The organism is Lysinibacillus sp. COL-1, from assembly GCF_059814265.1.
Map to the genome: position 1 here is coordinate 669,296 of NZ_JCAWSJ010000002.1, position 11,822 is coordinate 681,117.

Annotated in this window: 10 protein-coding genes; 6 read left to right on the forward strand and 4 right to left on the reverse strand. The window is 36.4% G+C overall.

The genetic code is table 11. The features are described from left to right. The first annotated feature begins 127 nt into the window (after positions 1-127). The 3 genes from AC6BKE_RS03785 to AC6BKE_RS03795 all read left to right on the forward strand — a co-directional run bounded on the left by AC6BKE_RS03785 (position 128) and on the right by AC6BKE_RS03795 (position 4,219). On the forward strand, positions 128-1,009 hold the full coding sequence (locus tag AC6BKE_RS03785; protein WP_089934936.1) for an EAL domain-containing protein: 882 nt from the start codon (positions 128-130) through the stop codon (positions 1,007-1,009). Then, positions 987-1,937, forward strand: coding sequence for a GGDEF domain-containing protein (locus tag AC6BKE_RS03790; protein WP_036121973.1), 951 nt, complete (start codon positions 987-989; stop codon positions 1,935-1,937). Before AC6BKE_RS03785 ends, AC6BKE_RS03790 begins: the two co-directional genes overlap by 23 nt. A gap of 887 nt (positions 1,938-2,824) precedes the next feature. Then, entirely contained in the window at positions 2,825-4,219 is a 1,395-nt protein-coding gene (locus tag AC6BKE_RS03795; protein WP_036118167.1) for an L-cystine transporter, read from the forward strand. Between the two features lie 47 nt (positions 4,220-4,266). Here the strand turns inward: AC6BKE_RS03795 and AC6BKE_RS03800 are convergent, their stop codons facing one another. The 3 genes from AC6BKE_RS03800 to AC6BKE_RS03810 form a co-directional block, all read right to left on the reverse strand. Then, entirely contained in the window at positions 4,267-4,581 is a 315-nt protein-coding gene (locus AC6BKE_RS03800; protein WP_036118164.1) for a hypothetical protein, read from the reverse strand. A 111-nt stretch (positions 4,582-4,692) separates the two neighbouring features. Then, entirely contained in the window at positions 4,693-5,232 is a 540-nt protein-coding gene (locus tag AC6BKE_RS03805) for an SLOG family protein (RefSeq protein ID WP_419185178.1), read from the reverse strand. 231 nt (positions 5,233-5,463) lie between these two features. Continuing rightward, the gene (locus AC6BKE_RS03810) at positions 5,464-6,603 is read right to left on the reverse strand and encodes a DUF418 domain-containing protein (RefSeq protein ID WP_036118160.1); all 1,140 of its coding nucleotides are present in this window, start codon (positions 6,601-6,603) and stop codon (positions 5,464-5,466) included. A 103-nt stretch (positions 6,604-6,706) separates the two neighbouring features. Between AC6BKE_RS03810 and AC6BKE_RS03815 the strand changes: the two genes are divergently transcribed. Further along, a complete protein-coding gene (locus AC6BKE_RS03815) occupies positions 6,707-7,408 on the forward strand; it encodes a response regulator transcription factor (RefSeq protein ID WP_101966981.1) in 702 nt (233 codons plus the stop codon). Further along, on the forward strand, positions 7,405-9,048 hold the full coding sequence (locus tag AC6BKE_RS03820; protein ID WP_089934951.1) for a sensor histidine kinase: 1,644 nt from the start codon (positions 7,405-7,407) through the stop codon (positions 9,046-9,048). The genes AC6BKE_RS03815 and AC6BKE_RS03820 overlap by 4 nt, the downstream gene beginning before the upstream one ends. 100 nt (positions 9,049-9,148) lie before the next feature. On the opposite strand, the gene AC6BKE_RS03825 is transcribed toward AC6BKE_RS03820, so the two are convergent. Next, entirely contained in the window at positions 9,149-10,060 is a 912-nt protein-coding gene (locus AC6BKE_RS03825) for a TetR/AcrR family transcriptional regulator (protein WP_036118149.1), read from the reverse strand. Positions 10,061-10,217: 157 nt separating this feature from the next. Between AC6BKE_RS03825 and AC6BKE_RS03830 the strand changes: the two genes are divergently transcribed. Beyond that, the gene (locus tag AC6BKE_RS03830) at positions 10,218-11,732 is read left to right on the forward strand and encodes a DHA2 family efflux MFS transporter permease subunit (protein ID WP_036118147.1); all 1,515 of its coding nucleotides are present in this window, start codon (positions 10,218-10,220) and stop codon (positions 11,730-11,732) included. Positions 11,733-11,822 lie beyond the last annotated feature (90 nt).

Consider the following 11,822-nt stretch of genomic DNA (forward strand, 5'->3'; position numbering starts at 1 on the left):
AATATTTACTACGCTAATAAACGGTCAAAGTCTAGTGTGTGTGCTTGCTCTTTTTACATACGATTCACAGTCTATTTACAATCAAAGCGTACAATGAACCATAATAACCAATTGAAGAGGTGCAAGAATGGAGTCTGCTGTGGGGCAAAATATAAAAACTAGTAATATATTTTCTTTTTTTAAATATTTATATGGGCAACATCAAAGCAATACGTTATATATGAAACGTTTAAAAGCATTGAAACAAATTATTCAGCATAACGATTTACATACATATTTTCAACCTATTGTAGATTTACAGTCAAAACAAACGATGGGATTTGAAGCATTAAACCGTCCAGTTTCCTCAGCATTATTTAATAGTGTCGACCAGTTTTATGAGTTTGTTGGACAAACAGATTGTGTATTTTTATTTGAATGTTTTTGTCGAAATCTTTCCTTACAACGATTTAAGGAACGTATGCCTAACGATTTGGCGGATAAAAGCTTCTTAGTCTTTCTTAATATACATCCAAATGTATTAGTAGATAAAAATTACCATTGTGGAGAAACACTGCAATTGCTAAAGGAACTTGGCATTAAACCGCAGCAAGTCGTGTTTGAATTAACTGAGCGTAGTGCCGTGATAGATTTTGTAGAGTTTGAGCGTGTATTATCACATTATCGATCACAGGGCTATCGCATAGCAGTGGACGATGTAGGCTCAGGCTATAATAGTTTAAAAACGCTCATTTATTTAAAGCCAGAATTCATTAAATTAGACCGTTCCTTAATTCAATTTATCGATCAAAACAGCGAACAGCAACAACTCGTTACCTTATTAATGAAGTATGCCGAGCAAGCTAACACTAAAATGATTGCTGAAGGGATTGAGCGACAAGAAGAGCTGGCGTATCTGCATCATATTGGCATTCACTATGCACAAGGTTATGCAATAGGAAAGCCCGCAAAGGAAATACAATTGGGGAAAATAAGGGTGGGTGACAATGAAGATAGGGGAAGTCATTGAAAAGGTTCCATGTATTGATGAATTTGTGAAAAATAAAGAAGTAGATGTACTTTTTACAAGTAATCCTTCATTGCGTAGTATTGTTGTCGTTCGGGATGAAAAACCAATTGGACATATTACACGCACACATTTCTATCAAAAAATAGGTACTCAATATGGCTATCATTTATTTATGGGACGGCAAAATCAACTTATCATTAAAGAAAATCCTTTAATAGTAGATCGCTATATTCCAATCACTGAGGTTAGTACACTAGCGATGTCTAGACCTCCTGAAGACTTATATGATGATATCATTGTGACGAAAAATGACTTATATGACGGAATGGTTAGCATTCGTGAGTTACTGTTAAAGCTTGTTGATACACAAGTAGCTATCGCCAGTTTTTTAAATCCGTTAAGTAGTCTTCCAGGCAATACATTAATCGATGAAAAGCTAGAGGAAGCATTACAGCTAGCACACTATAGTTTGATCTATTTTGATTTAGATCATTTTAAATCCTACAATGACACATATGGCTTTAATAAAGGAGATAAAATTTTACGTTATTTAACAGATATACTAAAAAGATATATCTGTGGGGCGGAAGATTTTTTAGGACATATTGGTGGCGACGATTTTGTTGCCATCCTTCCGCATTATGAAATAGAAAAGATTTGTCAGAAGATCATAGATGACTTTGATGCCAATATTTTAAGCTTTTATGAGCTAGAGGATTTAGTGTATGTGCAGGTAGCTAATAGAGCGGGTGAGCTAGGTACTCTAACATGTACATCCTTATCCATTGCCGTTATTACGAATGAATATCAGTATTTTAACTCCGTCGAACAATTATCCAATGCGGTCACACACGTGAAAAAGCAGTGTAAAAAAATTGCAGGCAGCTGTTACCTTATCAACGAACAAAAAACCTACTTCGTTCATTAAACGATGTAGGTTTTTCATGTTGTTGAAAAAAGATCATGTCAAAGGCAGAAAAAGCAACTTTGCAAGGTGAGAGGTTGATTTCCGTTCCGCCAGCGCCCTTTCCAGGGGGCGTCCGATGAGCCGCTTCACTCACTTACGCTCGCTCCAGGGTCTCATCTGTGACGCTCAATCCCCTAGGAGTGACGCTGGCTCCACTCCAATCAACCATTCTGCAAAGTGTCTTTACTTTTTTTCATAGTAATATAGCGATTAAATAGCCCATTATTTTTAGAGGGAATAAGCTCTTATTTTCAATGTGGGGAAGTGATGTGTGACAACACCTCTCCATAAAGAGTAATGAAGACCTTCGCCTTATTTGAAAACCTTTGCTAAAAAGGTAATACTTTTGTAGGTTGGAGTCAAGTAGCCTGCAACGGGAATCCATTTCTACCTTTCAATTGACTGTTTTGTTTTTCAACACTAAGAGAAACCTACTTCGTTCATTAAACGATGTAGGTTTTTTGTTCGTCAGTAAGGCATTTTGGGTATAGATTTTGTAGTTAATATGAACAATTTTAAAATTCTGGTAACCATTTTGTCACCAACTTCTATGTTTTTGACTAGAATATTAATACAACTGAAATGAGCAATTCTATCAAGCCTTATAGTTTAGCTGTCTATACGTTAAAATGAACGTTTTCGATAACTATCTATTATGCCCTTTTAAAATGGCTCCTTTTACTTATTGCTAATAAATATTATTGATTTTAATTTTAAGGGCATAATCAAAGGAAGAAATCGTTTTTATTTTAGGAATTTATTAATCTTAATAAAACATACTTGAATTATAGGGATTATGGGTATATAATTCGATTACATTATTATAAAACATCTTAGGAGGCATTCCATTGTCGAATTTACAAATCATTCTTAACGTAGCAGTGTTACTTGTGTTCGTTGGAATTTTATATGTTATGAATAAAAAACACGTCAAGTTTTCAAATCGTGTTTTTGCAGGTTTAGGTTTAGGGATTGTACTTGGTCTTGGACTTCATTTTATCTATGGTATAGATTCTGAAGTGTTAGCCAAAACAACATCTTGGTACAACATTATAGGTACAGGATATGTAAAATTGCTACAAATGGTAGCAATGCCATTAGTCTTTATTTCTATTTTAATTGCCTTTACGAAGATGAAGATTGGCAAAAACTTTGGGAAAATGGCAGCTCTTATTTTAGCCATTTTAATTGGTACAACAGCGGTTTCAGCGGCTGTCGGTATTTTTTCTGCAACCGTATTTGATTTAGATGCAACACAAATTTTACAAGGTGATGCAGAAACGGCACGCGGTCAATATCTTGAAGAAAAAACAACGGGCTTAGCAGCTCCAGATCTACCAACACAAATTATCGAGCTATTCCCTGCAAATCCATTCCTTGATTTAACAGGTGCTCGTTCTACTTCAACAATTGCGGTTGTTATTTTCTCAGCATTCCTTGGTTTTGCTTATTTACGTGTGGCACGTAAGGATGAGGGGACAGCAGCTACAATTAAAAAAGGCTTAGATGCAATCTATGCCCTTGTAATGGGTGTCGTAACGATTGTCTTACGATTAACACCATACGGCATTTTGGCTATTATGGCTCGTACTGTTGCAACATCAGATTTCGGTGCGATTTACAATTTAGGTAAGTTTGTTATTGCTTCTTATGTGGCGTTATTTATTGTTTTACTAGTACACTTATTAATTCTGACATTAAGCGGATTAAATCCATTCACGTATTTGAAAAAATCTGCAGAGACATTATTATTCGCCTTTACATCTCGTTCTAGTGCGGGTACTTTACCGATGAATATTAAAACGCAAACAGGTCGTCTTGGGGTATCTGAGGGTATTGCAAACTTCTCAGGCTCATTCGGATTATCAATCGGTCAAAATGGCTGTGCTGGTGTATATCCTGCTATGTTAGCAATTATGATCGCACCAACAGTTGGCATTAATCCACTCGATCCTATCTTCATTATTACAGTTATCGCGGTAGTAGCGGTTAGCTCATTTGGTGTAGCAGGTGTTGGTGGTGGTGCAACATTTGCAGCTATTCTTGTGTTATCAGCACTTGATTTACCAATTGCACTTGCAGGTGTATTAATTTCTGTAGAGCCTTTAATTGATATGGGACGTACAGCATTAAATGTAAGTGGGTCAATGACAGCGGGTGTTACAACAGCACGTATTACAAAAGAATTGGATACAGAAATGTACAATGATAAAGAATTAGGTGCTCAAGTAGCAGATCTATAAAATCAAAGAGGCCCCTTTAAAGGTAAAACTTTAAAGGGGCTTACATTTTATATTATTTTTACATAAAAATCTTTACCATTAATTAATTCGGAAACTTCAATTTTATAATTTTGTTTATAGTAATCATAAATATTGTAGGCTAGACCAGAGTGTCCATTTAAATAGGTTCCCTTTTTAATCTCTTTCCGAGGATTATGGAAATCGAAATAGAGGCGTGCATCATTGCTCATTGTATTTAAAATAGCTAGAAATTCTTGTTCTTCAATATGAATTCCTCGTGTATAGCGGCATTCTCTGCGGTAGGTATCGTGAGCAACATTTACGGGAGAAGCTTCAAGAATCATTTCAATCTGTTTATTCAAATGATGATAGCTCCTTTCAAATTATTAGTAACGTCCGTATGTGAACTAGTTACAAATAAGGGTTTTATTAATTTTAGTATATAATTATCAGAAAATTATATCAATATTTTTCTACCAATCTTGTTGCTGTATGTCCTCTGCTATTACTTGTAAATCATAGGCATTTACGATTAAAAGAGTGTAGTCATGAGATTCCATATATTTTTCAGCAAGTCGCTTAATATATTTCGGAGAACCTTCATTTTCTTCATCGTAAATTAATAAAAGCCCATCTGTATTTTGAATAATAAATTTATCCTTCTCAACAAATTGCCAGGGTGCTTCGTATGGTTTTTTGGTCACGCTTGTAACAAAATCGGCTTGGGCAATTAATGTTTGATATTTTTCCTTTTTTAGGTCCTGCCAATTTTTTTCTTGCTCTAAAAATGGTGTAATAACGGCATATTTTAAATGTGGAAATTCTTTTTTTAGCATTAAAACAACTTCAGCACTCCAAGATTCTACACCCTGCTGACCACTGATAATAACCCATTCCAGTCCTTCATCAAGTAGTGTGCGTAGACGGGCTTCCAGTGCTTTTTTTATGATGGCAATGCCAGGATGTTTATCATTAAAAATACCAAGTTCATGTGGCTTATAGCCAGTAATCATAATACGCTGTAACAACAAAATGCCCCCTAAGCTGTATAGTTGTAGTTCTAGTATACAGTAGGGGGCAAATGAAAACGAATTCCATGCAATTGTCTATGAAAATGCAAGTAGTGTTAGAATCACTGCTACAGCCGCACAAATACCTAAAAACCACCATGAGTCTGTAAAGTCTTCTTTAGTGTCACTATTCATATAAAATAATTCCTTTCTTATTTGCCTACCTGTTGAGTTTTATTTTACCTGCCCAGTCCAAGACCAATTCGTCCATATCCGTAAGATTGTCTCAAATGGGCCACGTTTAAATTTCTTTAAATAGGCAAGGCTGAAAACACATTGCAAGCCATATACAACGATTCCGAATAGGATACCACCAAAGACGCCTAGTTTACCGTATAATCCGAGACCATAGCCATAAAAAACAGTTGTACAAATAATGGTTTGTAGTAAATAATTGGTTAATGACAGTTTTCCAACGCTCTCAAATGCTGGTGCAAGTAGTTGTACAGGACGTGTTTTATAAATGAGTGCTGCAAGGCAAACATAGCCAACCGCTAGTAACTGAGCGCCACCCATTAATAAGATGGAAGAAAAGGCACTTTCTATAAAACTTAGACTTTTACATACGAGCCCAATAGGAACGAGGAGAGTACCTAGCTTATACCATTTCATTTCCTTATCCATCTCCATGAAGGCTTGCTTTTTAGCAAGTGCCATACCGAAAAGGAATAGAGGTGCGTAGAACAACGGTGTAAAAATTAATAAAATGAAGAGGAAGGCTGGCTCTTCCATTCCCGGTACTTCAGCATTAGCTCGAAAATCAAAAATTTCTGAGTAGCTTCCGTTAGCGTAAACGTTATCTGCTTTTTCAATATAGGTATCTAGCTCTTTTTGTTCCTTTTTTGAAGCTTCCATAGAGCCGTATGTTAATGCCGTTGTTAGGACGAAAAGGATACTGGCCCATATAAATAGCGTTTTCGGCTTCCGATTAATAAAAGGAATCAAAAATAAAGTCATACAGCCATAAGAAAATAGAATATCGCCTTCCCATAATAAAGTGGAATGAAGTAAGCCGAGAGCAATCAAGCCAGTAGCACGGCGTAAAATAGACCAGCGACTTTTATTCTTTTTTCTGCGAATGGATTCAATTAATTTAATAAGTGAGAAGCCGAATAATATAGTGAAGATAGGCATAAACGAGCCTTCAATCACAATTTTCACAAAATATAAAGCTCCATTATCTAAGGTAGAAAGATTTTTTAATTCATCTTTGCCATACATCCCGTACTGGAAAATCAGTAAATTCGCCATTAAGATGCCAAATAAACTAAATCCACGCATCGTATCAATGAAAGTAACACGTTTAGTTGTCATTGCGTTTTATCTCCTTAATTGGTTATCTTATACATAGAATAGTGAAGGAAGCTTATGGTGAAATAATGACTACCTTAAATTAATCTTAAAAGTAGGTGAGGAAATGCAGGACGCATCAATTTTAGTGTTAGAGGATGAACGTGCCATTGCTGAAATGATTGAAATCATTTTAAGAAAAGAAGGAATTACCAATATTACATTATGTAACACAATTGAAGAAGCAAAAGATGAAATGAATACTAAAACATTTGACTTTTATCTATTAGATATCATGCTGCCAGATGGAAGTGGGCTGGATATCGCGAATAGGATTCGGGAAAAAAGTGATGCCCCTATTTTTTATTTAACTGCAAAAAGCAGTGATGCAGATAAACTTCGCGGTTTTATGAATGGCGCAGATGATTATATTACAAAACCATTTAACCCATTAGAGCTTGTAGCACGAGTAAAGGTACAGTTAGTCCGTTACATGAAGAAAAAGAGTGTACCAGAAAATCATGTATTTACTTGCAGCCGTTTTACATTTGACATTGACGCAGCAGAAATCGAGGTAGACGGGGTGAAGGAAATAATCAGTGGTCGCTTGTTTCATTTATTAAAATATTTATGTGACAATGTAGGGCAAGTGTTATCAAAAGAGCAAATATACGAGCGCGTATGGGGTGATTGCTTATTTGATGATAATACAGTGATGGTACATATAAGAAAGCTGCGAGAAAAAATAGAAAAAAATCCTGGAAAGCCGACCTGCATTATCACTGTCAGAGGTATTGGCTATAAGCTAGTTGGAGACATTTCTTCATGAAGTCTGCTGGAAAATTAACACTCCGTTTTGTGTCGTATTTCATCATATTCTATCTATTGATCATTTCAGGTTTTATTATAAGTCTGGTGTTTTTCGCTATCTTTATCAATGAACGTGTCGGTGACAACATTCATGTAATGAGCTCCTTTGAAATTGAAGATGATGCCGTTGTAGAGAAAGGGAAGACGGTTAAAATTGCTGATTATTTAGTGAAGAGAGCTGAGGAAAATGTAGGACAGCTCTATTTATTTGATTCATCCATGACAATTGTTGATTATACGGGAGATACATGTGGATTATGTGGCAAGTCAGATAATGAACTATTGGCATTGAAACAACCGGGTATGCATACGTGGGAACTGCCAAATTACTATTTATTATTTCTTCCGACTACTCCTGTCCAACCACTTTTTGAGGAGGCACTTGAAAACTGGACAGCAACAGGGAATATTTCTGCTGTAACACGGCAACGTCTAAAAGAAAATAAAGCCAGTGTTGAAATCTATGACGAGCAATGGAATCGGATTGAAGTCATTGGCGAACGCTATGAGAAGCTAAATAAGCCACAATTACTAGAGGAAAAATACGATATTTTCGAGCATGCGGAGCTGAAGCAAAGCACAGCCTTAGCCAACGATATGACATTTGTTGTGCGAATGCCTAACCCATCTTATAAGCCTTTTGAAGAGCCTTTTAATAAGGCGATGGTATTGTTCGTTTCTATCTTCTTTGGAGGGCATATTATATTGCTGTTGGGCGTTATCTTTTTATCCATCAGTATTTCACGACAATTTGTACGACCATTAGTCTATGTTATATCACGCATTGAACGACTAACTCAATTTGATTACAGTGAAATTAGTGATAAAAAAATCCATCATCAAAAAACAGGGAAGTTAAAACGGAAATTTAAACTGTTTCAACCTGTAGAGGAGTCACTCAATCATCTATCTGAACGACTTGATTCAAATGAAAGACAAATCAAGCATGCAGAGCATTTACGTGAGGAGTGGATAACAGGCTTATCGCACGATCTAAAGACCCCGTTAAGCTCCATTTATGGCTATTCCACTATGCTTGCATCTGAGGAATATGAGTGGACAAAGGATGAGATGCGTATTTTTGCACAAACCATGCAAGAAAAGGCGACATACATGGATGCACTCATTCAGGATTTAACCTATACGTACCAATTAAAAAATAAAGCGATACAGCTGGATAAAGTGTTATTACCGCTAGCCATATGGTTACCACAATTTGCAGATGAACAGGTATGTGTAAAGGTATATGGTGATGTGTTGCTGCAAGCAGATGAGCTTTTACTTAAGCGGATTATGGATAATTTAATAACTAATGCGAAAAAGTATACGCCTGAAGGCACGAAGGTCGTTGTGGAGGCACAACATACTGGTAAAGAAGTAATGCTAACCATTGCTGACCAAGGCCCTGGTATTCCGCAGGAGGAGCTCGATAATCTATTCGAACGCTATTATCGAGGAACGAATACGACAGATGATACAACAGGAACAGGGCTAGGACTAGCCATTACGAAACAGCTCATTGATTTACACAATGGCACAATTAGTGTTCGTTCAGGCCAAGATGGAACCATCTTCGTTCTAAAATTCCAATGTCACTAGTGTTAGATTCGATTTCTAGAGAGGAATGCTCTTGAAGGACGAGGCTTATTAAACAGAGTAAAGAGGTATCAAAGTGTTTTATTTGATACCTCTTTTTGTTTTATTTATTTTTCGTACAACGCTCGGCTGGCTGTTCAATTTTAACATAGCGCCATAAGTTATTAGCGATATCGCGCGCTTCTGCGATATGTTCTGTGCCAACGAATGCCTTACGGAAAGGAGTAAGAAGTGATTCGATGATAAAAAGCTTTGGTTTTTCGCGCTGTAGCTCTTCTAATAAGAATTGAGCATATTCCAAACCTTCCATTGTTTCGTTGTTCGACAAACCCTTTGTAAAGCCTTGTAATTGTTCGATAACCATTTCTTTTGTAACGGTTTTATAGTTCACCACATTTTGAATGGTATTGATCATTTCAACACTCACGATGATTTCTTTCGACTCAAGCATCGTGGGTATAATTACGCTAATATTACGCAATGCTACACGTACAATAGCTTCTCGATTGATATATTTATAATCGGCAATAAAGACAGCACGTAGAGTGAGGTTAATCATCCCAAGTGTTTGGACAGCACATTCATAGCTAATTGGGCTAATCTCTTCGCCAAAAACTTGTACTAGTCGGCTGGCTAGCCATTCTAATTCTTGTAAATGGTAGTTAATAATGATTTTCTTTAGTTCTTTATCTCTTGATTGGAAGACGGATTCGAAAATCTGTATTAAATTATGTTCACGATTGACATACATGAGAACAGCGACTTGCTGTGTCAATACTTCTAAATCTGTAGGGTCTTTACCATAGATAAGCTCATGACGACGATTACTAGCTTCTTCACGCCCTTCATCCAAAATGGCGATTAAGCATTCGTTTTTCGAAGTAAAGTGATTATAAAATGTACCTTTTGAGATTTTAGCTGCATTGATGATGTCATTAATCGATGTATCTAGAAAACCCTTTTCAATAAAAAGTTCACGTGCTGCTGTAATAATCTGTCTTTTTCTTTTGTTCATAACCTCACCTTTTTTATATTATTATACTCTTATTCTACACTTAAAACCCTTGCATATCAACGTTTATAAAAAATATAAACTTATTTGTTGAAAAAAGTAGACTACGAGTATAAAATAAGTTTTATCGCAAAACACAAGAAAGAATTGAGGGATATAAATGAATAGTGAGCAAACAATGAAAAAGCCCCCTTACGGCATGATAGCTATTCTATTTGTGGGTGCTTTTGTTGCTTTTCTAAACAACACATTGTTGAATGTGGCATTACCAACAATCATGAAGGATTTTGGGATTACCTATTCAAAGGTACAATGGTTAGCAACAGGGTATATGCTCGTGAGCGGTATTTTAGTGCCCGCTTCAGCATTCTTTGTGACACGCTTTAAAAATAGACATCTATTTATAACAGCGATGTCCATCTTTACAATCGGTACAATTATGGCAGGCTTTGCGCCAAACTTTGGTGTGCTGCTAGCAGGTCGTATGGTGCAAGCAGCTGGGGCTTCTAGTATGTCACCACTTTTAATGAATGTTATGCTAACAAGCTTCCCGAAAGAGAAGCGTGGAGCAGCGATGGGGATCTTTGGTTTAGTAATGATCATGGCGCCAGCAATTGGTCCTACATTATCAGGCTACATTGTGGAGCATCATGATTGGCGTATGCTCTTCCAAATGATTATTCCATTTGCAATAATTAGTTTATTATTTGGTGTGTGGAAACTAAGAAACGTGATGGAGACACGTGAAGTTCACTTAGATTTCCCTTCAGTCCTTTTATCAACAGTTGCATTCGGTGGTATTTTATACGGCTTTAGTACAGCGGGGGATAAAGGCTGGTCAAGTCCATGGGTATATGGAACAATTACAGTTGGCTTCATCGCTTTAATAATTTTTATCATTAAGCAGTTGAAAATGGATGAGCCACTTCTGGAATTACGTATTTATAAATACCCAATGTTTGCTTTAGGGTCTGTCATCTCAGTTATTATCTCTATGGCGATGTTCTCAGGGATGATTTTAACACCAGCATACGTACAATCTATTCGTGGTATTGAACCATTTGAGGCGGGCTTAATGATGCTTCCAGGGGCACTTGTTATGGGGATTATGTCACCAATCACTGGTAAGCTTTTCGATAAATTTGGTCCTCGTGTGTTGGCCATTATTGGCTTAACAATCACAACAATCGCAACATTTGGTTTAACAAAATTAGAAATTGATTCAAGCTACACATATATCGTATCAATGTATACAATTCGTATGTTTGGTATGTCGATGGTCATGATGCCAATTATGACAAACGGTTTAAATCAACTACCACAAATTATGAATCCTCATGGTACAGCTATTAACAATACATTACAGCAGGTATCAGGAGCAATCGGTAGTGCGATTTTAGTTACATTTATGAATAACCGTACAAAAGCAAAAGCAGAAGAATTAATTGTAGAAGCCAAAGCGAATGCTGCACAATCAGGAGCGGCACCTACAGCAGAGCAAATGCAACAAATGCAAGATCAGATTATGCAAACTGCCTTATTAGATGGTATTACACACTCCTTCTTAATTGCAGCGGGTATAACAGTGATTGCAGTAGTACTTGCCTTCTTCTTAAAACGTGTAAAAGTTGAAAGCACAGCAGCTTCAATGGATTTAAAAAAACCAACTAAATAATGAACAGAACCCCCTTTATAGGTAAAACATTTACTGCACTGACCTAAAAATATGAGACAAATAAAAACACCTTTCGTTGAAAAACGGGTA

Coding starts and splice junctions, on each gene's coding strand:
- AC6BKE_RS03785 (WP_089934936.1), top strand. CDS start 128: ATGGAGTCTGCTGTGGGGCAAAATATAAAAACTAGTAATATATTTTCT.
- AC6BKE_RS03790 (WP_036121973.1), top strand. CDS start 987: ATGAAGATAGGGGAAGTCATTGAAAAGGTTCCATGTATTGATGAATTT.
- AC6BKE_RS03805 (WP_419185178.1), bottom strand. CDS start 5,232: ATGATTACTGGCTATAAGCCACATGAACTTGGTATTTTTAATGATAAA.
- AC6BKE_RS03810 (WP_036118160.1), bottom strand. CDS start 6,603: ATGACAACTAAACGTGTTACTTTCATTGATACGATGCGTGGATTTAGT.
- AC6BKE_RS03815 (WP_101966981.1), top strand. CDS start 6,707: ATGCAGGACGCATCAATTTTAGTGTTAGAGGATGAACGTGCCATTGCT.
- AC6BKE_RS03820 (WP_089934951.1), top strand. CDS start 7,405: ATGAAGTCTGCTGGAAAATTAACACTCCGTTTTGTGTCGTATTTCATC.
- AC6BKE_RS03825 (WP_036118149.1), bottom strand. CDS start 10,060: ATGAACAAAAGAAAAAGACAGATTATTACAGCAGCACGTGAACTTTTT.
- AC6BKE_RS03830 (WP_036118147.1), top strand. CDS start 10,218: ATGAATAGTGAGCAAACAATGAAAAAGCCCCCTTACGGCATGATAGCT.